The organism is Pseudoalteromonas sp. S1650, from assembly GCF_005887195.1.
Classification (GTDB): Bacteria; Pseudomonadota; Gammaproteobacteria; order Enterobacterales; family Alteromonadaceae; genus Pseudoalteromonas; species Pseudoalteromonas simplex.
This window is the reverse complement of record NZ_PNDF01000040.1, coordinates 42,198-66,588: the sequence shown is the minus strand read 5'-3', so window position 1 is coordinate 66,588 and position 24,391 is coordinate 42,198. Positions and strand designations below refer to the sequence as shown.

The following is a 24,391-nucleotide window of genomic DNA, read 5'->3' as shown; positions in this document are numbered from 1 at the left end:
GATAGACCAAAATTCAATAAGATATAGTCTAATAGCAAGACTATATCGCTTAAATTGACCAGCGCGATTTTAGCGGCAAAAGCCGCTATGTCTAGTGTTATTTACGGCAAAATTACTTATTTTTTGCTTCAATCCACTGCGCCATATATTGGGTCGAACGCATGGTGTGATGTTTGAGCATTTGGCCTGTAAAATTTAGCTCTCTATGCAGTGCTAATGACTCACTAATAGCGTTAATTTTAGCGATTAACTGCGATTGAAGTTTTGATTTGTCATAATATTTTTGCAATAACAGCTGGCCATTTTGCTGTGCTTGGGTAAACAGAGCTTCATCTTGATAAAGTGCCACTGCTGCATCAGCAAACTGCTGTGCATCTTCACAGATTGCACCTGACCATGGTTCGTCTTGATGCATGCCTTCACTACCAATTGGGCTTGTTACGCTTGGCGTTTGCATGATCATCGCTTCGAGTAACTTGCCTTTAATACCCGCCCCAAAACGCAGTGGCGATAAACACACACGGGCATCTTCCATTACTTTATAGGCATCATCTGCCCAGCCCTTAATTAAAAATCCGGTTTTCGGATTGTTAAGGGCTGTCGCCTTTGGTGGCGGGTAAGAGCCATAAATGTGGAGTTCGGCATCAGGTAATTGTTTGCGGATCAGCGGCCAAATTTGTTGTAAGTACAACACAGCATCCCAGTTTGGCGCATGACGAAAATTACCTATGGTCATAAAGTGTTTGCGCTCAGCAAATGCTTTGGTGCTGGTGGGAATATGCTGTAAATCAACCAAAAATGGTAAGTGGTGAAGTAGGGCGCTATCGACTTTGAAAATATCATTGAGTAGCTGCATCTCGTAGTGCGAGATAATTAAGCTGATGTCTGAGCGTAAAATAGCCGCGATTTCTCGTTTTGCAATATCACTGTGTAAATCGCTATGGCTGAATGCTCGACCTGCTTTATGAGCGTCGTGGCGGGCATTTCTTAGGCACTGTAAATCTTCGGTATCAAGAATTTTAAGTGCGTTAGGGCAGTATTTATCGACTCGCCAACCGAACTGTTCTTCCATCATAAAGCGATCAAACATCACAATATCAGGGTTATACGCTTGCACGTACTCATCAAAGCTTGAGCAGTTTAATGCAATGACCTGTGTGGTAATGCCATCTTCGCTGAGATCCACCATGTGTTCGGTTTTTTGCGCTGGGCTTGCAAATTCAACTTGCCAGTTTTCTGCACGAAAGGCGCGCAAGAGTGACATCATGTGGGTGCCGGCTGCCGACGAATTAGGCTCAGGCCATACATAACCGATCACTAACACTTTTTTCATTGACTTGAATCTCGTATTTTTAAGTTAACATCCACCAAGGTGCGAACGGGTGGCGTTGATTTATCTAATAGTTCTTTTAACACCTGGCAGGTGCGTTTACCGATTTCATCGGCATTAATGGCGATGGTTGAAAGAGAAGGCAACATTAAGCGCGAATCTTCTAAGTCATCAAAGCCAATAACTTTAATGTCTTTACCCGGTTCAAGGCCGTGTTGGCGCATAGCTTCAATCGCGCCGTAAGCAATCACATCATTAAAACAGACAATGGCTTTGGTATTTGGTGCTTGTTTTATAAGGGTATTAAAGGCTTCTCGGCCACCTTGGCGGTTTGTCGGCGCTTGAATAACGGGTTTCTCGTCAGTGATATTAAATTGCTCAAGCGCAGCTAAAAAACCACTCAAACGTTCATGGTAGTCAGATATTTCAGCCGTGCCGCCTAAAAACGCAACTTCTTCTATGCCTTGCGATAAAATATGGCTAGTCGAAATATGTGTGCCTTTTTTGTTATCAGGCAAAATACACGGCGCAGCTGAAAACGGAATTTCACGCATGATATTAATAACCGGAAAACCACTATTTATTAAATCATCTTGCCACTGCTGCTCTGTCCCCGGTGCTGGACACATAATAAATGCCGATACGTTGTATTCTTTTAGGGTTTTCACCACTTGAGTTTGCCTTTCGACACACTCTGCAATATTCACCAGCATTGGCAGCATACCAAGCTCAAAGATGTGTTTTTCGAGACCAACAGCAAGCTGAGCTGAATACGGGTTGGTTAAGTCATTTATAACCAACGCGACTAGGTTGGAGCGCTTGCTGCGTAGTGCTGCAGCATCGCGGTTATACACATAGCCAAGCTTATCAATGGCAGCCAGTACTTTTTCTTTACTTTTTTTACTGACCTTATCACTGTTGGTAAGGACCAAAGACACGGTTGACTTTGAAACCTGTGCTTGTTCAGCAACATCCCAAATTGTGACTTTGCCTGTCGATTTTTTCATTTTTATTAGCAAAAAGTGGCGAATAGAGTGCTCTTATTTTAGCGTAATTTAGCTGTTTAAGTCACTGATTGGCTGCCAAAAGGGTCGAAACTCTTTATGAAATGCTGCAAACATGTTCTACTTGTTTACAGAATCGAAAATAAAAACGAAAAAGGAACGAACATGAAAGCATTTAAACTGCTTTTTGCGCTAGTCATTGGCGCAGCTGTTTGCACACCCAGTTTTGCTAATCAAGGTTATCAAACTCCATCGCCGGCACTGGCTGCTGTGGTTGACGCTAAGCTCGCACCAAGTAGTTATTTATCGAATGATGGCCAGTGGCTGGCGCTATTCGATAGAAAACGCATCGATACCTTACAAGACTTAGCCAAAGAAGAGTTAAAACTTGCGGGCATTAAGCTTAATCCTGCTAATTTTTCGCGCTCACGAGTGCGTAATAAATTTACATCTTTAGTGCTTAAGCATGTTGAAACAGGCTCTGAAATTGTTGTATCTGGTTTGCCTAATGGCATTTTACGCTCACCAAGTTGGTCAAGCGACAGTCAATACTTGGCGTTTGTGGTTGAACAAGCATCGAGTGCTAACTTATGGGTCTATAATGTAAGTACTAAGCAAGCCCGCCAGTTAAGTGATACGCCTCTTAATTCTGTGCTAACGCGCACGCCTTATACGTGGTTGCCAGATAGCAGCGCTATTGTCGCTAATGCAGCGGTCAATATTGGCAAAGCACGTATCAGCAACGACAGCTCGCAGGTTGTGCCTGTTATTCAGCAAAGTAGTGGTGAAAAAGCGCCTGCGCGTACTTATCAAAACCTGCTAACTAGCCCATACGATGAAGCACAATTTAAGTTCTTTGCCCAAAGCCAGCTGACTTATATTCCGCTCAGTGGTCAAGGCCAACCGATTGGTCAACCGGGCTTAATTAAATCGTTTTCGGTCTCGCCTGATTCAACCAATATTTTGGTTGGCATGATTGATGAGCCTTTTTCGTATCAAGTACCTTACAGCCGATTTGCTGCGACTTGGCAAATTTGGGGCATGCGTGGCTATACGCTTGCAGAGCTTGCGAAGCAGCCTTTAGCAGATAACATTCCACAAGGTTATGACAGTGTGCGTACTGGTCGCCGCGAATTTCAATGGCGTGCAGATCAAGGCGCTGAAGTAATTTGGGCAGAAGCACAAGACGGCGGTGATATGAAAACCGACGTTTCTCATCACGATCACCTTTATAGCCTAAGAGCACCTTTTAAACGTGATGCGAAGTTATTTGCGAAAGTTGAACGTCGTTTTGACTCAATTACTTGGGGCAATGGTAATATTGCTCTATTATCTGAATGGCGCTTTAGCGACCGACAAGTTCGCACATTTGTTATTCAACCACGTAATGCAGATAAAAACCGCGTGCTATTTTCTGAGCGCAGCTATAACGATGCGTATAAAGATCCAGGTTACCCAATTTATGAAAAGAATGATTTAGGCGCTGACGTATTAAAAGTTGTTGGTGGGCGTTATCTTTTCTTACGCGGTAACGGTGCCTCTGAACAAGGTAATATTCCGTTTTTAGACCGATATGATGTAAAAACCAATACCACAACACGCGTTTGGCAATCAGAAGCGCCATATTATGAGCGTGTGCGTGCAATGCTTGATGATGAAGGCGAGCGTTTAATTACGATTCGCGAATCTAAAACTGAGCAACCTAACTTCTTTATTCGCGACTTAGACGATAAAACCCTGACTCAACTTACGACTTTTGAGCACCCTTACCCAGAATTTAAAGGGGTGACTAAAGAGTTAATACGATACAAGCGTGATGATGGTGTTGAGCTTAGTGGTACGCTTTATTTACCGCCGGGTTATGATTCAACTCAAGGCCCGTTACCGGTTCTAATGTGGGCTTATCCGCTTGAATATAAAGATAAAGCCGTTGCGTCGCAAATGCGCGAGTCGCCGTATGAATTTACCTACATCGGTTATTGGGGGCCAATGCCTTACCTTGCAAAAGGTATTGCCGTATTTGACGACCCGAAAATGCCAATTGTGGGTGTTGATGGTAAAGAGCCAAATGACTTGTTCCGTAAACAGCTGGTGGCAAGTGCTAAGGCTGCGGTAGATGTACTTGTTGAAAAAGGTGTGGCAGATAAAGATAACATTGCCATTGCTGGTCACTCTTATGGTGCCTTTATGGTGGCGAATTTATTAGCGCACAGCGATTTATTTAAAACCGGTATTGCTCGCAGTGGTGCTTACAACCGCACCCTAACGCCATTTGGTTTCCAAGGTGAAGAGCGTGATTTTTGGCAAGCGCAAGATGTGTACGCGGCGATGTCACCGTTTTTCCACGCTGAGAAAATCAATGAGCCTATGCTGATGATCCATGGTCAAGAAGATCCTAATTCGGGTACTTTCCCAATGCAAAGTGAGCGTATGTACGCTGCATTAAAAGGCCTAGGTAAAGAAGCCCGCTTAGTGATGTTACCTTATGAGGCGCATGGCTATCGCGCTCGTAAGAGCTTGCTGCATGTACTTTGGGAGCAAGAGCAGTGGTTAGAAAAATACTTATTAAGTGACGAAAAACCCGTAGAGCCAGTTGCCGCTGACGGTGTCACTCAGTAGTTAGTTAAATGGTTATATTAGGAATCCCCGCCCATTAAGCGGGGATTTTTGTATTGCCTACTTGCATATTCTTATTCGTAGATAAGCGGTTAGCAAATAAGAGGAAATGTTGTTCATGTTTATAATTCCAGATACCGACAAGAAAATTCGCGCAAAGATATCTAGCTATAAATCTGCTTTTAACCGAGAGATTAGAGATTATGGCTGTATCTCAGATGGTTATGGTAAGCGATATTTAATATTTCCTTTGTTGCTCGTACTCAATGATATGAAAAAAGCTGAGCAACATATACAGTGGCATGATTCACACTTTCCTGATGATATGGGTGAGCCAGTGCAAATGTTGTGTCGTTCGATACTAACGTTTCGTATTGGTGATATTAATAAGGCGTCTTACGAACTAGCTGAAACTATGTTTTCGAATGTATATTTATTGCCATGGCTACTTGATGAAAAAGTAGAACCTATTGATATGTGCCATCTAACAAACTTCTCACTGTTAGAGTATTGTGAGGAAGTACCACACAGAGTTCTCGAAAGCATATCAGAGCAAGAGCTGGAGTGGATTTACAGCTGCTATCATTCAGAGGCTTTTGTAAAAGCAAGAACACGTTATATTGAAATCTACACGCGCTTAAAGCATGTTTCAGAAATGGATGAACGCGTTAAGCTATCTGATGAAGCTGAGAAGTTACTATCAGCTCTAAAAGTTTAGCAGGCAATAGCTTAAGGGAAGGTCCTAAGTGCTTGGTTTCTGCTTTGAATGCTATTTTAGTCAATTAAATTAGGCCTTTGATGCGGTCGTTATAAAACAAGGATGCTCATGAATAAGTTTATAATTCTTATATTATTTTTAATATCGTCTTGCTCATTACATGCAAAACAAACCAAAAGTTTAGAATTTTCTAAAGTGCTAGATAAGGAGATCCCGTTAATTCTTGAAAAAAGCAAAGCGCGTGGTATTGCTATATCGATTGTTCAAGGGAATGAGGTGCTTGGTTCATATTCTTATGGCCATGCTGACGCTGAAAATAGAACCCCAATCACACACAAAACTTTATTCAATGTTGGCTCCATTTCTAAAGTGATTACAGCTTGGGGCGCAATGATACTAGTTGAACAAGGTAAAGTTGAACTTGATAAACCAATTAATGATTACTTAAAAAGCTGGAAAATACCGAATTCTCAGTTTGATGCTAACAAAGTAACTTTACGTAATATTCTCTCTCATACTGCAGGGCTTTCATTAAGTGGCTACAATGGATGGAGTGCTGAAGAACCATTACCTACTCTTGTAGAGTCATTAGAAGGCAATAATACGGGTGATGGAGCCGTTAAAATTATTCATGAACCTGACACTAAATGGTCATACTCAGGTGGTGGTTACACGATAGTTCAGCTGTTAATTGAAGACCTGACTAATCAATCTTTCAGTAATTTTATGACTGAAAACGTTCTTTTACCCCTCGGAATGACAAATTCTTCGTTTGATATCAACCGTATTTCTCCAGCAAAGCTGGCTAGTCCTTACGATGAGAATGGCAACAAAACAGCTATGGTGTACTTTACAGAAACAGCTGCCGCTGGCTTTATAACAACGGCAGATGATTTAGCTAAGTTTAATCAGGCAGTGCTAAAAAATGAGCAAGGTAATTACATTGGTTCAAATATTTTATCAAATCAGCTTATTGCAAATATGATTCAAGCTCAGCCTCACACAGGAGGGCGATGGAGTATGAGTTATGTCGTAGACTCTGAGAATAAGAGTCTAGGTTTTGCAGGGTTTAATAGAGGCTGGACATCCTTAACTCGCTCTGTGACAGATAAAAATATTGGTTATGTAATATTAAACAATAGTAGCGTTGGTGGAGTGAATAATGAAATTGATCAACTCCTGCTGTCTGTAATTAAAGGTAGTTAAACTGAAGCGCACATAGCAAGCATCTTAGCTATGTGTAATCGGTTTTAATTGCTCGCTTAACCAATCAATAAACACTCGGGTACGCCTTGGTAAATGACGTCGATTTGGGTAGACGATGCTCATAGGCATAGGAGGCAAATTATAGTCAGGTAAAACTTGGATAAGTTCACCACGGCTAAGCTCGTCGATAACCCCATGACGAGGCACTTGAATAAGACCAAGCCCTGCTAAGCATGCAGCTTTGTAGGCATCCGTATTGTTAACTGTGAGCTGCGATTTCATGGTCAGGGTTTGCCAATCGCCTTGTGTATCTTGGTATTCAAAGCCGGGGTCAAGTTGGCCGAGTGTTTGGCTATAGCGAACAATGTAGTGCTCGGCTAAATCGCTAAGTTTTGTGATGTTGCCATAGTTTTTAATATAACCTGGGCTAACACAGTTAATCATCGGGCAGTGGCCTATTCTTTTCGCAATCAGTGATGAGTCTTCTAATTGACCGACTCGCACTACGCAATCAAAGCCTTCTTCAATGAGGTTAACTCGTCTGTCAGAACTACTCAGTTCAATCTCTAATTGCGGGTGTGCAGATAAAAAGCTGTCTAGATTCGGCAGCACTAAACGTCTGCTAATTGGCTGTGGCATATCTACTCTAAGACGCCCTGATAACGCTTCGTCTTTTTTATGAAATAGGGTTTGTAGTTCGTCTATATCAGCAAGCATATCTTTGCAGCGCTGATAAAAAACTGTGCCTTCGTTGGTCAGCGTGACTCGCCTTGTTGTGCGGTTTAGAAGCCGAGCACCTAACGTATCTTCGAGTTGTTTGACCAACTGCGAGACAGATGATTTAGGCATGCTCAGTGCAAGTGCTGTAGCCGAAAAGCTTTTTAGCTCTGCGACCTGAACAAAGGTTTTCATGGCATTTAGTTCATTCATGATTGTTTGTTATTTACGAACAGTTAATTCAATTTTACATGGTTTATCTGGTTTTGCAGTGTAAATATACTGGTTGCTCACAATTACTTCAAAGCAAAAGGGTAAGCACGATGAGCAACAAAATTGCAGTGATCACAGGTGGTAATCGCGGTTTAGGTAAAAATACAGTTTTAAGTTTGGCACGTAAGAACATTGATTGTGTATTTACTTACAGAAGCCATAAAGATGAAGCGCAGCAAGTTGTAGAAGAAGTTGCAGCGCTAGGGGCAAAAGCCGTCGCCATTCAACTTGATGTAAGCGATATTTTAGGTTTTGCTGAATTTAAACAAACACTTGAAAGTACTTTGGCAACACAATGGCAAACGTCTCGATTTGATTATTTAATCAATAACGCAGGTCATGGTAGTGACAGTGCATTTGCTGATACCAGTGAAGCTATGTTTGATAATTTGATGAATGTACATGTTAAAGGTGTGTTTTTCTTAACACAAACACTGCATGAGATGATCAATGATGGCGGGCGTATTATTAACTTATCTTCTGGGCTGACACGTTTTGCATTACCAGGAAAAGCGGCCTACGCCACCATGAAAGGGGCCGTTGAAGTATTAACCAAATACATGGCAAAGGAACTTGCTGGTCGCAATATTGCCGTGAATGTCGTCGCGCCTGGCGCAATTGCCACTGATTTTGGTGGCGGTGCTGTCCGTGATAATGAGCATGTTGCGCAATTAGTGAGTTCATTTACAGCCATGGGACGCGTTGGCCAAGCTGATGATATTGGTCCTATGATTGCGCAGCTACTCGGTGATGAAAACCGTTGGGTGACCGGACAACGCATTGAAGCATCAGGCGGTATGTTTTTATAAGCCTGTTAGCAATCGCGTGTTTGTTTGCTTATTTAAGTGAATGTGATTTAATCGCTTTCTCTTTTTAAGCAATAAACATGTGATTGCATTTATGCTCGATTTAGCAGTACTCGCGGTTTTTATTCCGACCTTTTTCTTTGTTTCTATTACACCTGGTATGTGTATGACGCTCGCCATGACGTTAGGCATGAGTGTAGGCGTTAGACGTACGCTGTGGATGATGGTCGGTGAGGTGTTAGGGGTTGCCACGGTAGCCATTGCTGCGGTGATTGGGGTTGCCAGTATTATGCTTAATTACCCTGACTTATTTGTCTTTTTAAAATACCTAGGTGGCGCGTACTTAATATACTTAGGTGTTAATATGTGGTGCGCTAAAACCAGCTTTAAACCTAACGATGCTACACAGCAACAAATTGGTCGTGGGCAATTATTTTCGCAGGGTTATATCACTGCCATTGCAAACCCAAAAGGGTGGGCATTTATGATTTCTTTACTCCCTCCGTTTATTAATGTTGATTTAGCGGTTGCTCCTCAGCTTGCGGTATTAGTGAGCATTATTATGCTGAGCGAATTTATCTGTATGTTGATTTACGCAACAGGCGGTAAAAGCTTAAGGCTGTTTTTAGATAAAGGCGATAATGTGAAGTGGTTAAACCGTATTGCTGGCGCGCTTATGATGGGTGTAGGCGTTTGGCTGGCGCTAGGTTAACGCTAAGTTGGATAATAGCCATCTGCATATTGCAAATGGCTATTATCCTTTATGAGTCTTAATCAACTAATTCAACTTGCTTAGACACATGGTTAAAGCATAGTTTTAAAGTATCAATGGCAGTCCTTGTTTTTGCCGCTAAACTGTCTCGGGCTGGTGTTACAGCATAAACAGTATAGTTTGGCATTGCCCATTCAGGTGCTATTTCAACCAGTTCTTTCGATTTTAGTAAATGCCTAACTTCTGGTTCGGGTAACACGCCATAGCCAACACCATCAATCACAAGTTTGATTAAACTTTGCATGTTGTTCACTGTAATTTTAGCCTTTGGCAGTGGCTTGCTTTCTAATGTAGAAGGGTTAAATGCGTTGCTGTCAGCATTACTGTGTCCAATTCTGGCAAACTGGTTGAGATCTTGCCAGCGAGCCTGTTTTATTTGACTAATTGGATGATCTTTATGGGCGCACAACTTTAGTGGCCACGTTGCTAATTGCCTTGCTACTAGGTTGGAATCTGTTAATGGGCCAATAGCGATTGCTAAGTCAGCGCCGCATTTAATCATATCAATTGGCTCGTCAGTCAAAATTAACTGAATACGTAAATCATCAAATTCGTTAATTAAGCGCTCCAACGGCTCGCTTAATAATCCTCCACCAAAACCCACTGGCGCCACTAATTTAAGCTCGCCACTGGGCTTATTTTGCAAATGTTGTAATTGCGTACTGGCTTGATCAGCTAGTGCCAGCATTTTTAAACAGCTTTGATAATACAGGTGGCCGGCTTCGGTTAAGGTAAGTTCGCGTGGGCTGCGGTTAAATAGGCTTAATCCGATTTCTTGTTCTAATTGCTTAATGTGTTGACTCACAGCCGATGTGGTCATCGATAACTCTGCAGCTGCACCGCTCATATTGCCTGTCTCTACAGTACGAGAAAAAACGCGTAGTGTTTTTATCAGCTTGGAATTCATAGTTCAGGCCTTCTTAATTCAGTTTTAAGAAATCGTAAATTGTGAAAATCGGGACTTCTCATTAGTATGCAAACGCTAATTATTATCATTAATAAACAAAATGTCACGGAGTATTATTATGACGAGGGTTGTTACGAACATTTTACCATTAACGGCAGCTATACTGGCTAGTTTGTCTTATTCTGCAAATGCAGATGATAAAAAGCAAGACATGGAAGTGATTGTAGTTTCTGCTTCAGGTTATGAGCAGATGCTTAAAGAGGCACCAGCCAGCATCAGTGTTATTGATCGTGAGCAACTCGAAAAGCGTTTTTATCGTGATCTAACCGATGCAATGACAGATGTTCCTGGTGTGGTTGTCACAGGTGGTGGCGACAGAAAAGATATCAGTCTTCGTGGTATGGCAAGTCAATATACTTTGATTTTAATTGATGGCCAGCGTCAAACCTCTCGTGAAACCCGCCCAAATAGTGATGGCCCTGGTGTTGAAGGAGCATGGACTCCGCCTATCTCAGCGATTGAGCGCATCGAGGTTATCCGTGGCCCTATGTCGTCATTATATGGCTCAGATGCAATCGGTGGGGTTATCAATATTATTACCCGTAAAACACCAGAAAAATGGTACGGTGAACTACGCTTAGATAGCACCATTCAAGAATCAAGTGAATCGGGCAATATCAATCAAGGTAGCTTTTTCACAGCGGGTGGCTTAATTCCTGAGTTATTAGGTATGCAGTTATCTGGTCAATTCTCAAAGCGTGACGAAGACGATTTTGAAGCAGGTTTTCGTGGCAAAGAGCAAAGTAATATCAAAGCTAAGTTCATCTTAACGCCTTCTGATAACCACGAAATCATGCTTGAAGTAGGCTCTGCAAAACAAAAACTCGACGAAACATTAGGCAAAACGGTTGCTCCTTTAGCTGAAGGCGAAAGCTGTGGTCGAAATGGCTGTCCTGAGTCATCAACCACAGAGTATGACCAAGAGAGCTATTCACTAAGCCATAATGGTTTTTATGATTTTGGCTCATCACGCAGTTACCTAAAGTACGATAAATTCGATAATACCTCTCGCGAAATGTATGTCGAAAATACCGATGCGCAAACCAGCTGGACTTTACCTTTTACCAATCATAATGCTGCATTTGGGGCGTCATATTTAAAAGAAGAGCTGGACGATTACACCAGTAACCGCATTAGTGACTTAACCCATGTTGAGAACGAGCAGTGGTCAGTATTTGCAGAAGATGAGTGGGCAGCAACCAAGCAAATTAAACTCACTACCGGTCTTCGTTATGATCATGATGGTAATTTTTCAGGCCATTTCAGCCCGCGTTTGTATGGTGTGTATACAGCAACTAAATCGTTGACGGTAAAAGGCGGTATCTCTACAGGTTTTAGAGCGCCGAATATTCGTCAATCTACTGCAGCGTGGGGGCAAGTGAGCCGAGGTGGTAATATTTACGGTAACCCAGATTTAAGCCCTGAAAAATCTGTAAACTACGAAATGGGTATCTATTACGATGCAAACCGTGATTTATCGCTTTCAAGCACCGTATTTTACAACGAGTTTGAAGATAAAATTACCCGTATTTCGTGCCCACTCACCCAGTGTACTGATGGACCAAACCAGTTTGGTTCGATGCCAACGACCTATGTCAATGTGGATGAGGCCGTTACACAAGGTTTTGAGTTATCAGTATCTTACGACATTACCAGTGAGCTTGATGTTAGTGCCAACTACACCTACACCGATTCTGAGCAAAAAACCGGTGAATACAAAGGCAGCCCACTTAACCAATTACCAAAGCATATTTTACAAACTTCAGTTAATTGGCGCCCGGTTGATAAACTAGGCACCTGGTTGCGTGTACATTACCGTGGTGAAGAAAGTCAGCCGACAACAGGTCCGTCACAAGACAGCTTAATTGCGCCAGATTACACCTTGGCTGATATCGGTGGTAACTATGATTTAAGCCGCAGCATTAAGTTAGGGTTTGGTGTTTATAACCTGTTTGACAAAGAAATCACCGAAGCTGAATACGGATATGTTGAAGATGGTCGCCGTTATTGGCTATCAGTTGGGTTTAATTTTTAAGCCGACTCCTTAGCAAAAGCAAAGCCAACGAGTTACGTTGGCTTTGTTAATGGAATTAACTTTAGTTTTGAAAATGGCAATAAACTAGTCCGTACTATCTTTGGGTTGGTTTTTAAAAGCTATATAGCACTATAGTTATAGTTCGCTTTTTGAATAGTTCTACTACATTGGGTTAGTCATCAACTGACAGACAACAATGATAACGACTATAAAGGCGATATATGCAAAAAGTAACACAATTATGTAAACGAAAATCAGCGTCGTTTACTCCGCTCGCAGTGCTCTGTGCTGCTATTTTCTCGCAGCCAAGTTTTGCAGGGAGTTGGCAGCAAAATGTCAGCATTGGCGGTTTTAATAATGTTCACATTTACACTCCTGATACGCAATCAAGCATAGGCAATGGCCATTCTTTGATGCTAGTACTGCATGGCTGCGTGCAACCCATTAATAACTACTTAACTGCGAATCTTGAAGATGCAGCCGAAGCCCATGGCATGGTGATAGCCGTTCCTGATGCTATGAATAAAGCAGGCTATAGCTGCTGGTCATATTGGCAAGGAGCAATCAATCGCAGCTCTGGCGATTATAAAAATCTGATTAATTTAGCCAATACATTGAGCGCTGATGCAACGCGTAATATTGACCCTAAACAAGTGTATATTGCAGGTTTATCATCTGGGGCTGCAATGGCTGCACAAACGGCTTGTGTGGCGCCTGATGTATTTGCCGGAGTTGCACCAAGTGCCGGGCCGACCATTGGCACAAGTTCAAGTGGGGCGATTTCGACCTGTGAAACAGTGTCTGAAAACACCTTTGTATCCCGCTGTGAAAGCTATGCTGGCAGTTATAAAGATCATTTTGCCACACAAATAGCGGTGATTGGTCATGGTACTGCCGATACCACAGTCAATACCTGTTATAACCAACAAAACGCAGATGGCTTTGCTGCCCTTTATGGGGTTAATCAACTTTCAGGCACGACGACAATAAGTGATGATGCAACGCGTACCGCTGAGCAGTCACTTTGGCAAGACAATCGGGTTGTTATGCTGTGGTTTAATAATTTGGATCATTCGTGGTCGGGCGGACAAGGTGCGTCTGGCGATTATGTCGCAGCAAACAGTATTAATTTTGCAACCTATCTCGGTGAGTACTTTGCGGCTAATAATAAACGAGTTGATCGTAATGCAGGCCCTGAAATTAGTAATTTAACTGCCACAGACAATAATAACCAGCTCACTATTAGTGGCAGTGCAGTCGACCCAGAAGGCAGTGTAACCGATGTTGATATTAACGTGTATAGCCTAGCAGGTGGCGCGGCAAGCTTAATTGAGTCACTGAACGTGCAAGTCGATGCGAATAATACCTTTAGTGGGGTGACAAGTGCACTCAGCGATGGACTTTATGAAGTGCGTGTCAGTGCCACAGATAACGAAGCGAAACAGGGGGATGAAGCTAATCTTACGGTACGTGTCGGGCCAGAGCCTGCAGCTACAGCACCGCTACTGAGTGATACTGCGGCAAGTGTAAACGGGCAGTGCGCTACAGTGACGGGAACGGTGATTGATGATAATCAAAACTTAAGTACCGTAGTGGTCAGTTTTAGCAATGGTGATGTGACGGCTACGGTGAATGGGCTTGAGTACTTTGCTGAACAATGCAATTTGGCTGGTGGCAATAATACCATAGTGATCACCGCAACAGATGATACTGCGCTGACATCAACAGATAGCATTAGTTTTGTCATCGATGCTGGCGTGACAGGCGATTACAATCTTCATATCAACGAAGGCCATATTAGCTGGGGCGAAGGTTACTCTGCCTGTTATTTAGCGTTTGGAACCGCTGCCTTTACTATGCGCGAGTATTCAGCGGGTACCAATCAATGTCAGTGGATCGCTGATGATGATTCAAGTTGTGCAGGGCCATTACAGGCATGCAAAACCACCACCGAACCGACTAATGACGCAGACAACGACGGTGTGCTCGACGGCGCAGATAATTGCCCGAATGTAGCGAATGCTGATCAAGCTGATAACGATAATGACGGGATTGGTAATGTGTGTGACAGCACTCCTGATGGTGAAACGAGTGACTCTGACAGCGATGGTGTCAGTGATAGCCTAGATAACTGCCCGCTGGTGGCCAATAGTGATCAACTGGATAGTGATGCAGATGGTGTGGGTGATGCGTGTGACTCAACCCCGAATGGTGATTACCAATGCACTGAAACCACCTCAAGCAACTATGCACATGTGCAAGCAAATCGCGCAACTACGAATGGCTCTTACGCCTATGCGGTAGGCTCAGGTGATAACCTAGGTCTTTATAACACCTTTTATACCAGTACCTTAGCGCAAACTAGTGCTGGGTATTATGAATTAGGTAATTGCCCTAATTAATAAATGTGTGTCGCCCATGCGGGCGACACTTTTTTCTAAACTGCGTTTAGAACTTATACGTCAGAGTGAGGCTACCGTTTGTTGGTGCGCCATAATAACCCACGGTTTGTAAGCTATTGATGTATTGCTCATCAGTAATATTATTAACGTTAGCCTGTACTGCAACTTGGTCATTAATATTCCAACGCGCGAAGGCGTTTAGCAGGGCGTAACTACCTTGCTTAACATTGTAATCAGTGCTTTCAATTTTAGATTGCCAACGGCCATTTAAACCAACCACCACTGCATCTGTTAGTGCATAATCCACTGTTACACCGACAACATCACGAGGTGCCCATTTATTGGTGTCGGCACCATTTTCATCTGTAACATCAATATGCGTATAAGATGCGACGATATTCATAGCGTCGGTGATTTTACCTGTCACTTCAAATTCATAGCCTTCTGACTCAATAGACACGCCTTCATAGTAATAAATACCATCTTCAGTGAGGCCCGCATATTGCGCAAAGTTATCTTGCTCAGCAGTAAAATAGGCAAATGTTGTCATTAGAGCATCATCAAACCAAGAAGCCTTAACACCGGTTTCAAAGTTAGTGCCTTTGGTAGGTGCTAAGTATTGGCCGTTGTAATCAGCTTGCTCTTGCGGCTGATAAATATCTGAGTAACTAGCATATAAGTTTAGATCATCGTTTAACTTATAGGTAAAGCCGATATATGGGCTTGCTTCGCTCTCGTCATTATCGATAGATGCACCGGCATTCATGCCTGAGCGTTCAAATTCAATAGCGTTAAAACCAACCACGGTAAATAATTTATCAGTAATATTTAACTGAGCAGAGCCAAAGTAACGGGTTAGCTTTTGTTCAATATCCGAATAAAGAACCGGTGTTAACCAATCCGGTTCTGGAATCACATCTAAATCGTACGGAAACGCAGGCGTTGGTCCATAAGCCGGTGTATTGTCAAAATCAAACGGGTGTTGATACATCACATCATCACTTTTTGCATGGCTTACACCAAAGCTTGCTTGGTGCTCTTTACCAAACAATTCAAAGGCACCAAATGCTTTGATTTCAAATAAATCAGCATCTACTTCACTGTCGTAACGACCCGGCCAACCACTTAGGCCAAGATTGGTGTCTTTATCAATGCTGCCACTGGCATAAAATAGTTTGTCTTGCTCTTCAAAACCACGGAAGTTGTAGCTCGCTTGAAGTTGCCACGCGTTTGCAAAGACATAGTTGTATTCAACAAATGCAGAGGTGTTAATGGTATCCCACATTGTCCATTCTTGGGTGGTTGTGTCGCTTTCGTCCCATTTAGCTTGTGTGCCATCTGTGTAGTTATAAACAAGGCCGCCCCAAGTATTGCCATCGGTGTCTGCATCTTGATATGAATATCCCACAGTAACCGTTGAGTTATCTGTAAGCTGACCATCTACTACCGCAGAGAAAAACTCTCGGTTGTTCTCAAGTCCATCGAGATATGACTCTTTATCTTCAGCAGCAGCCACAAAGCGTGCAGCCCAACTACCTGATTCGGTTAATAATAGTGAATAGTCAGCTTGTAGACGTTTAAAATCCCAAGAGCCAACAGAGACACCGATTTCGCCGCCGTTTTCGTTTTTAGGGCGTTTGCGCACATAGTTAAGCGTACCCGAAGCATTACCTACGCCAGTAAGTAAGCCATTAGCACCACGAATAACTTCAATTTTTTCATAGCCGTACGCTTCCATTGCGCCAGTGACAATACCCCAGTCATTCGGTAAGCCAACCCCATCGATTTGTGTATTCTTAATTTCAAAACCACGTGATGTATAGTTAGTACGGTTAGTTTCCCATTCTTCAACATTGATACCAGGTGCTAAGCGTAAAGCATCATTGACGTTAAAAGCAGAGTAATTTTTTAATTGCTCAGCAGAGATCACACTAATTGATTGCGGAGTTTCATCAATTTCGAGTGCTAAACCTGTCGCGCCTTCACTAATACGGTTCTGACGTATGCCAACAATTTCGATTTTTTCGACATTGGCCTCTATGTCAGTCGTTTGTTCTGCAAAACTGATTTGAGGGTACAATGCACAAAGAATAGCGGTTGCAATAGGCAACTGAGTGAACTTCATTTTTATCTCCGCGTGTTATTTAGCAAATTTTTATAGGGTTATTGTTTTTAATAAGGAAACAATCGGCGGGTAAGTTATCACAACTGATAATAGTTATCATCACCATTTATCGCAAAAGTGATATGTTAATACAAATAAATGTAACAAATTATGTCAAAGAGTTTTGTGTATATGAAAAGGCGAGTTAATTTAAGGCATGAAAAAGACGCCCAGAGGCGCCTTGATTTAGGTGTATTTATTTTCTGCGGAGGGTATATGTGTCTTCATCACGAACAGTAACAGTTTGAGCAAGGCTTACTTCCTCAATATCCATAACATGTACTCGTTCTTTAGCGTGAAGTAATTCTTCATCCATAGATTGCTCTTCTTGAAGGAAGTAGAAATGCTTGCCTAATTGACCACCGTCATGATCAATATCGGCTTGGTATAGATTGTAATCTTTGTTACCTGCAACTGTTTCTAGTGTGCCCGAAGTACCCGAACCAGGTAAAATTGCAAAATAAGCCACTCGTTCAGGAACATGACCTTCATTCAAACTTTCTTGCTCATAAAATGCTGCTTTAAAGCCTGTTGTTGCTAAACTTTTGGCACGCGTATAGGCACTGTGTCCGCCATTGTAGGTTTGAATTTGCAAAAAGACGTAAGGTTTTGCGCTAAATGCTTCCGTAAATACAACATCTGTAAACTTTCTAGAGTTAGACAAGCTAAAACTACCGATTTCAACAATTGTACCGTCGCTCATTGTATAGCGACCTTCATTCATTGTTAAAAAGTCAAAAGACTCAGTTTCGTCATGTTTTGTGTTTAAATATTGCCAATTCTGGAATGAAATCTCAGAGCTATTTGTTTCAATATTCTTTAAACGAATAACACCACCATTTTCATCATGCACGGTTACTGCTGATGAAAACACTGCTGGTTTTGTAAAATACTGATCTTGAAAATCAAATGACTGCCATTCACCACCTAGTTGGTTATTAACTGTTTCTGAGTAGTAAGGAATGCCATCATTTGCAATAGCGCAAGGTGCTTCAGTGTAACAACTTGTTGAGTTTAATGTGTTTGTTGTTAAATCACTGATGTGAATCGGCAAGGTTGCAACAAGGCAAGTTTTTCCTGAATAAGGGCTAAGTTTATAAAGTTTAGATTCGTTTTGATCACCATGATCATTGATAATTACACGACTGATTAAAACGTCACCTTTTTGGCTTAATGTTGCACCTGTGACATTAACAAGGTTGTGATTGGCTAATTTAGTATATGAATAGTCATTACGATCAATGCTATATACCGAAGTCGCTGTTACTAATAAAAGGTCACCATTTTTAACGACTAAATCAGCGCGGCTTAAGCCATCAACACCACTGAAGTCAGCTAGTACAGTTTCTTCGCCAGTGTATTTGTCTATGCGATATAGCTTTGAGAAGCTCACTGCAAAAAATGAATCAGTATCTGAAGCGTATGCCATACCGAAAACTGATTTAGTCTTACCTACAACAACATGCTCGCCTGTTGCGTGATCAAAATAGGCTAAGCGACTGTATTTATACTTGTCACCTCTAATAGGTAAACTTGGAAATTGCTCATCACTGATATCAAGGTGGCTAACATCTACTTTGAATTCAAGTGGAATAGGTGAAGACACATAATAAGTGCGGTTAGTTGTTTCGTCATATGCAATTGCAGCAGAACTAAATTTTGCAACAGAGTCTGCTCTAGCGGTTTTTTGCAGTTCATCGAGACCGAATACAACACCTAATTCGCCTCTGCCGGCATTCATTGCTACTAATTCCCCTTGACAGCTATTAGCGACTGCATAAGAAGTCAAAAAGCTACTTGAAAGAGCTAGGGTTGATAAAAATAATTTGGCTTTTATCGACATATGTAAATCCCACTGTTAGGTTTCTAGCGACACAAAGAGATAAGACCACTTTGTATTAATAGTGAGCATTATAGTGAGAACTCTCACTTTACGAATGCCGATAAAAGCTGTTTTTAAGTCTGAAATTTAATCTTTAAGTACTAAAAAATGCATGTTTAATGTTAAATTAGCTGTTTTTCTGACTTTTCTGATCTTGTGAATCACTCGACATCGAACTGCCAACCGAGGCGGTAATCACTAATAAAATGGCCAGCCACTGCCATACACTTAAAAATTCAGAGAGAATTATAAAACCAGCCAATGCTGCGATCGCAGGCTCTAAACTCATCATGATGCTAAAGCCTTGTGCGGGCATATTGCGAAGTGCCACCATTTCTAACGTATAGGGTAGTGCGCTAGACATAATAGCCACTAAAATACCAAGTGGTAATACTTCCCAACTCAATAATGCAGCGCCTTGCGAAACGGCGCCGTAAGGCACAAGCACAATCGCGGCGACGCTCATCCCCATGGCTACAGTCATCCCGCCAGAGCCTTGGTTTCCAGTTTTTTTGCCAAACAATATATAAAACGCCCAACATGCACCTGCTGCAAGGGCTAAGATCACGCCCACAGGATCGAGGCTGTCTTCGCCTTTCATGTCAGGTAGCAATAAAATAATGCCAACAATGGCGCAGGCTACCCAAAACAGATCGCGCTTTTTACGAGATGAAAGTAGGGCAACAGCAAGGGGGCCAGTAAACTCCAGAGCAACACCAATGCCTAAAGGAATGCGCTCAATCGCGTAATAGAACAGGATATTCATGCCACCTAAACTCAGTCCATAAACGATGATCGGCATGCGTTGCCCTATCGGCGGAAAAGCTCGCCAAGGCTTAAAAACCAGGCACAAAATAGCAGCTGAAAAACCTAATCGAAGTGCTGTGGTACCTTCAGGGCCTATTAAAGGGAATAATTGCTTTGCAACAGAGGCACCAGATTGAATGGTAACCATTGCAAGAAGCACGCAAATAACAGCAATAAAAAACGGTGGAATGGTGCGCTGCATCACTGTCCTTATGAAAGTTAATAGTTCAAGTTTGCGGCGATTCTACTGATGTTTTGAGGGAGAAGAAATGTTTTTCGTTAAACGGACACAGATTTTCGATAAAGCAAAATTATGGGTATCAAATTGCTTTGATACCCATAAAGAGAGTGCTTAACTTTGTCCTGCTTGTTCAAAGGTCGGCATGATGGTTTGCGTGGCCTGTTTTTGCTGCTGGCGTTTTGCCACTTTAAAGAAAGTAGCCGCAAAAATAGCAGCGACAATATCAACTAAATAGCTTGAGTAAAATAGTGAATTGGTGTCGCTGGCAAGTTTTACTAGCGTAGATAACACCATTAATGCACACAGACTTGCGAGTAAATAAAACCCAACCGTGGTTGCCTTTTGCACAGGTTTTAAGAAGCTATATATTACAAAAACAAAAAAGGCTGCATAGTAACTGTATAGGGTAGCGTAGTTTGTGTTGCTAACAAATGCAGGTAGCCATTTGGCAGCGACGAGTGTAAAAGCAACGGCAATCATAGACCCTAAACAAACGCCAATGGTGAGTTTTGCCATAAACAAGGTACTGCGTTTATTAGGATCTTTTTTGAAGCGTTTGTCTATCCACAGTAGATTACCTGAATAGAATAAGAAGGCGCCAAGTAATCCCATAATGAAGTAACCCCAACGACCCCAGTCTCCTCCATAAGTGCCAAAATGGAGTGAGAAAATACTGGCAACCATGTTACCCCACACTGCATCTTCGCCTTGCGGGTAGCTTGAGTTAACCACTTCTAGTGTGTACGGGTTCATGAATAGGTAATCAGTATCTGGTCCACGCACTACCGCATTATTGTTACTCATCATAAACACCGCAGAAGGTGATGCTGAATTTAAATTACTATAGCGAATATGGATTGGCTCATAGCCGGGGGCATAGTTTTTCGCTGCGAGTACTTGCTCATCAATGCGTGGCAAGTTTTCAATATGAAAACTTTGCGCCGCAGGCGTAGGGCGCTGAAATAGCGGCTTACCATCATAAAATTGTGCTAAACCACCATAAATAAAATCATGAAATGCAAATACCACCACGGTAAAAGCAATGACTAAATGAAACGGTAAACTCGCTATACCGACCATGTTATGGCTATCGAGCCAGAGTCGACTAGGCCCTTTTTCTTTTCGCAGTGCAAAAAAAGTTTTAACTAATGTCGGTAGTAAAATAATCACTCCAGAGACCAAAGCTAAAAAATACAAAATACAGGCAATACCAAGAATATAGACCCCTGATTGATCATGACCAATTTCGCCTATAAAGCCTGCTGTACGGTGTAAATAATCAACTAAATCAGCAAGTTCATTTTCGGTTTGTACGCTGACGTTTAAACTGCCATCAGCATTTAGGTGGGCGAAGTTCAGTTGTTTATCAAGCTCCATGCCTCGGGCATTGCCTTTGATATACCACGAAAGAGGTGCATCTTGGGTATGTAAATCAAGGTTAAAGCCTTTAGCAAGTTGTTCGCCTTGCTCATTAATTGCCGTATCTACCAGCGTTTGGTAGTCATAATTAGAGCTGGTGACTTTAGGAGCTTGAATGGGGGCAGCCCATTGCTGGATTTCGTGTTTGAACATGGTCAAGCTGCCAGCATAAAAACCTATGAATAGCACTAAACCTGCAATGATGCCTGTCCATGTGTGTACTCCTTGATAGGTGCGAAGAATATCCGATCTGACTTTCATAATGCGTTCCTTAGCATAAAAAATACGCCATAAAGCAGCACAGTTAACCCACCAAGTACAAGCCAAGCTTGTTTTGCTGAGTTGAACAAATAACTAAAACTAAAAATGGTTAGCCAAACCGGCGTGATCATCCACATGTTAAATTGCACTTTATCGCGAGCATCAATGCCTCCAGGGCCATACCAAGCAAAAAAAGCAACGAAAATAAATGAAAGTGCTAACCCTAAAATTGCACCTGCTAGCGTTTTCCCTAACCAAGTTGGTTGGCGTTTAGCTGAACTTGTCATGAGTTATCCTTTTCTTCGCAGCAGGCTCGCAAAAGGGAGCAGCATCAACATTAGCATCACACTAAAGATGATGTAGAACACGGCCGCTGTGACTGAGAATTGTTGAAGGGCAAGTATTGATGCGCAAATAGTTAACGCAATTGAAAGTAATCGCCATTGTTTTTTAATTGGTTTTTTTAAGAATCGCTGCTGTTTTCTGGTGCAATATAAAATACTGACAGCGAAAAAGATAAGCAAAGTAACAGTAAAAATGAGCATGAGATTATAGTTGTAGTTGATATTAAATCTCATTGTAAATGATAACTAAACTCAATTGCAATATCATTAAGCTTGTGTTAATTTCCTAGCGCTTTTTTATCAAACTCAATTTGTTTAATTCTAATAATCTCTTACGGGGAAAGGACATTGGCTACAGCATTTAAACTTAATTCACTCACCAAAGTTATGCTTGCATCATTACTTGTTACGCAATGCTCAGCGTGGGCCGACGACGATCAAAACAGTCGAAAATCAATGGATACCATTGTTGTTACAGGTGAAAAAACTGAGAAGTCACTTAAAGAGACGATGTCGTCAGTGGCAGTTGTTGATAAGTCGCTATTAGAAAACGGCCAACTTGCATCGATATCTGAAGCACTGTCAGAAATGGCGAACGTTGTTGTGTTAACGGGCTCGGTGCCAGATATGCGAGGTGTGTCTGGTAATGGTGGCGCAACGGGCTTTAACTCATTTAGTGGTGGTTCAAAGGCTCGTGTCTCAACCTTGATTGATGGTGTAAGCCAGCCGTTTGTAGCTGATTTAACTGGTGATACGGGTCTGTGGGATGTAGAACAAATTGAGGTTTACCGAGGGCCGCAATCAACCAGCAATGGTCGTAATAGTATTGCGGGTGCTGTCTACATGACAACTAAAGCGCCAACTCAAGATTTTGAAGGCGCTGTGCGCGTCGGTTATCGCAACCAAGATAGCTACCTAGACACTGCCGCAGTGGTATCAGGAGCGTTAGTTGAAGATGTATTAGCATTTCGTTTATCAACTCAGTACGTTGATGGCGAAACATTTTCAAATCCGCCGGTATACGAAACAAACCCAACTGATCGTGAATTAAACAAGTTAAATACCAGTAGCACACGCGCTAAATTACTTTACACACCAAGCCAAGATTTATCAGTACAGCTAACATATTCAACTTATAGTGAAGAGGGTAACTCGGGTCGTAAGTACTTTTTAGCGGATGAGCCATTTGATTATGAGCCACTATATCAACGTATTATGGATACTGAATCTGACACCACGCAAGTGAATGTTGATTACAAAATTAACGATGATTTTTCGCTAGATGTTTTAGTTGCTTATATGGATTACAAATGGGGCTTTGAAGCATATGAGCCACTTGAAAGCGCAGAATCTGATGTATCAATGGATGAGAGTAACATCACTGTCGATACCAAATTGAACTTTGGTTTAAGCAATGATTTTTACTCTGGTTTTGTGGGTCTTGCCTATTTTGACCGCGACCAAGACTTTGAAAGTGTTGGAGCGACTAATTATTACGGTGACGATAGTAGTAAATCGACGGCAATATATGGTGAAACAAGCTTTAACTTAAGTCGCGATTTCACATTAACAGCGGGTCTGCGCATTGAGCGTGAAGAACAATTACGTAATTTTAATATGGCATTTCGCGGTGATATGCTGGTTGAACAACTTGATAACTCTCACACACTGCGTTTACCAAAGCTCGCGATTCAATATGATATTAGCGACGAAACGACTTTATTTGCTAGTGCTCGTCGTGGTTACAATGCAGGGGGCGGCGCCCTTGATTTTACCGCAGAAGATTATTACTACTACGATGAAGAAACGGTTAATACCTATGAAATTGGCTCACGCAGCGTTTTAAATAATGGCGATATTAATATTAGTGCCAACGTGTTTTACAACAACTTCAACGGTTATCAAGCGCTAAGCTCTGAGCGTAAAATCACTAATATTGAAGATGCCCATAGCTATGGTTTAGAAGTTGAAGCTTACAGCATGCTGGGCGAACAGTGGCAATTACATGGCGGTTTTGGTTTATTGAAAACTAAAATAGATGAATCAATTGCGTTCCCAGAAGCCGTTGGCAATGAACTAAATTCTGCGCCGGAGTTAACCGCGAGTTTGGGTGTATCTCACTGGTTTACTGATAGTTTAAAAGTAAATTTAAGTGCTAATTATGTTGATGAGTTTTATGGCGATTTAACCAACACTGAAGAGCGCGTTGCAGGTGATTACACCATTACGCGTTTATCGATGAGCTACGATACCGAACAGTGGCTGATCAGTGCTTTCATCAACAACGCCTTAGATGAAGAGGCGTATACTGCAAAAGAGCCTGCTAGTGGCCGTTACCCACAAGGCTACGTTGCAGTTGTAAACCCACAAACAATCGGTGCATCTGTTACTTACCGATTTTAAATAAACTAATCGCTAGTCGCTGAG

Annotated in this window: 17 protein-coding genes; 8 read left to right on the top strand and 9 right to left on the bottom strand. The window is 42.0% G+C overall.

Annotated features, from left to right (window positions below; all coding sequences use genetic code 11):
- Window positions 1–112 precede the first annotated feature (112 nt).
- Both CWB80_RS13205 and CWB80_RS13200 read right to left on the bottom strand, forming a co-directional pair.
- On the bottom strand, window positions 113–1,333 hold the full coding sequence (locus CWB80_RS13205; protein WP_138599388.1) for a glycosyltransferase: 1,221 nt from the start codon (window positions 1,331–1,333) through the stop codon (window positions 113–115).
- Window positions 1,330–2,337 (bottom strand): LacI family DNA-binding transcriptional regulator, encoded by a 1,008-nt coding sequence (locus CWB80_RS13200; protein ID WP_054553993.1) that lies wholly within the window; start codon window positions 2,335–2,337, stop codon window positions 1,330–1,332. Before CWB80_RS13200 ends, CWB80_RS13205 begins: the two co-directional genes overlap by 4 nt.
- A 162-nt stretch (window positions 2,338–2,499) precedes the next feature.
- Here CWB80_RS13200 and CWB80_RS13195 point away from each other — a divergent pair, with 162 nt between their 5' ends.
- The 3 genes from CWB80_RS13195 (at window position 2,500) to CWB80_RS13185 (ending at window position 6,874) form a co-directional block, all read left to right on the top strand.
- Window positions 2,500–4,953 carry a S9 family peptidase gene (locus tag CWB80_RS13195; protein ID WP_138599389.1) on the top strand — a complete coding sequence of 818 codons (2,454 nt, stop codon included), beginning with the start codon at window positions 2,500–2,502 and terminating at the stop codon, window positions 4,951–4,953.
- 115 nt (window positions 4,954–5,068) lie between these two features.
- On the top strand, window positions 5,069–5,668 hold the full coding sequence (locus tag CWB80_RS13190; protein ID WP_138599390.1) for a hypothetical protein: 600 nt from the start codon (window positions 5,069–5,071) through the stop codon (window positions 5,666–5,668).
- 108 nt (window positions 5,669–5,776) lie between these two features.
- Window positions 5,777–6,874 carry a serine hydrolase domain-containing protein gene (locus tag CWB80_RS13185; protein WP_249362576.1) on the top strand — a complete coding sequence of 366 codons (1,098 nt, stop codon included), beginning with the start codon at window positions 5,777–5,779 and terminating at the stop codon, window positions 6,872–6,874.
- Window positions 6,875–6,898: 24 nt separating this feature from the next.
- Here CWB80_RS13185 and CWB80_RS13180 read toward each other — a convergent pair whose 3' ends face one another.
- The gene (locus CWB80_RS13180) at window positions 6,899–7,804 is read right to left on the bottom strand and encodes a LysR family transcriptional regulator (RefSeq protein ID WP_138599392.1); all 906 of its coding nucleotides are present in this window, start codon (window positions 7,802–7,804) and stop codon (window positions 6,899–6,901) included.
- Window positions 7,805–7,914: 110 nt separating this feature from the next.
- On the opposite strand from CWB80_RS13180, the gene CWB80_RS13175 reads away from it, so the two are divergent.
- Both CWB80_RS13175 and CWB80_RS13170 read left to right on the top strand, forming a co-directional pair.
- On the top strand, window positions 7,915–8,673 hold the full coding sequence (locus CWB80_RS13175; RefSeq protein WP_138599393.1) for an SDR family NAD(P)-dependent oxidoreductase: 759 nt from the start codon (window positions 7,915–7,917) through the stop codon (window positions 8,671–8,673).
- A 91-nt stretch (window positions 8,674–8,764) separates the two neighbouring features.
- Window positions 8,765–9,382: a LysE family translocator gene (locus CWB80_RS13170; protein ID WP_138599488.1), complete on the top strand. Its 618-nt coding sequence runs from the start codon at window positions 8,765–8,767 to the stop codon at window positions 9,380–9,382.
- 58 nt (window positions 9,383–9,440) lie between these two features.
- Here CWB80_RS13170 and CWB80_RS13165 read toward each other — a convergent pair whose 3' ends face one another.
- On the bottom strand, window positions 9,441–10,349 hold the full coding sequence (locus tag CWB80_RS13165) for a LysR family transcriptional regulator (protein WP_138599394.1): 909 nt from the start codon (window positions 10,347–10,349) through the stop codon (window positions 9,441–9,443).
- A gap of 118 nt (window positions 10,350–10,467) precedes the next feature.
- Here CWB80_RS13165 and CWB80_RS13160 point away from each other — a divergent pair, with 118 nt between their 5' ends.
- Together CWB80_RS13160 and CWB80_RS22720 are read left to right on the top strand one after the other, a co-directional pair.
- Window positions 10,468–12,444: a ligand-gated channel protein gene (locus CWB80_RS13160; RefSeq protein ID WP_138599395.1), complete on the top strand. Its 1,977-nt coding sequence runs from the start codon at window positions 10,468–10,470 to the stop codon at window positions 12,442–12,444.
- Between the two features lie 221 nt (window positions 12,445–12,665).
- Window positions 12,666–14,846: an extracellular catalytic domain type 1 short-chain-length polyhydroxyalkanoate depolymerase gene (locus CWB80_RS22720; RefSeq protein WP_138686283.1), complete on the top strand. Its 2,181-nt coding sequence runs from the start codon at window positions 12,666–12,668 to the stop codon at window positions 14,844–14,846.
- A gap of 46 nt (window positions 14,847–14,892) precedes the next feature.
- Here CWB80_RS22720 and CWB80_RS13150 read toward each other — a convergent pair whose 3' ends face one another.
- The 5 genes from CWB80_RS13150 to CWB80_RS13130 form a co-directional block, all read right to left on the bottom strand.
- On the bottom strand, window positions 14,893–16,971 hold the full coding sequence (locus tag CWB80_RS13150; RefSeq protein ID WP_138599396.1) for a TonB-dependent siderophore receptor: 2,079 nt from the start codon (window positions 16,969–16,971) through the stop codon (window positions 14,893–14,895).
- A gap of 235 nt (window positions 16,972–17,206) precedes the next feature.
- Window positions 17,207–18,853: a hypothetical protein gene (locus tag CWB80_RS13145; protein ID WP_138599397.1), complete on the bottom strand. Its 1,647-nt coding sequence runs from the start codon at window positions 18,851–18,853 to the stop codon at window positions 17,207–17,209.
- Between the two features lie 166 nt (window positions 18,854–19,019).
- Window positions 19,020–19,901: an EamA family transporter gene (locus CWB80_RS13140; protein WP_138599398.1), complete on the bottom strand. Its 882-nt coding sequence runs from the start codon at window positions 19,899–19,901 to the stop codon at window positions 19,020–19,022.
- Between the two features lie 150 nt (window positions 19,902–20,051).
- Entirely contained in the window at window positions 20,052–21,620 is a 1,569-nt protein-coding gene (locus CWB80_RS13135; protein ID WP_138599399.1) for a PepSY-associated TM helix domain-containing protein, read from the bottom strand.
- The gene (locus CWB80_RS13130; RefSeq protein WP_054553967.1) at window positions 21,617–21,907 is read right to left on the bottom strand and encodes a hypothetical protein; all 291 of its coding nucleotides are present in this window, start codon (window positions 21,905–21,907) and stop codon (window positions 21,617–21,619) included. The genes CWB80_RS13135 and CWB80_RS13130 overlap by 4 nt, the downstream gene beginning before the upstream one ends.
- A gap of 444 nt (window positions 21,908–22,351) precedes the next feature.
- Between CWB80_RS13130 and CWB80_RS13125 the strand changes: the two genes are divergently transcribed.
- A complete protein-coding gene (locus CWB80_RS13125) occupies window positions 22,352–24,367 on the top strand; it encodes a TonB-dependent receptor (RefSeq protein ID WP_171041532.1) in 2,016 nt (671 codons plus the stop codon).
- The last annotated feature ends 24 nt before the right edge of the window (window positions 24,368–24,391 follow it).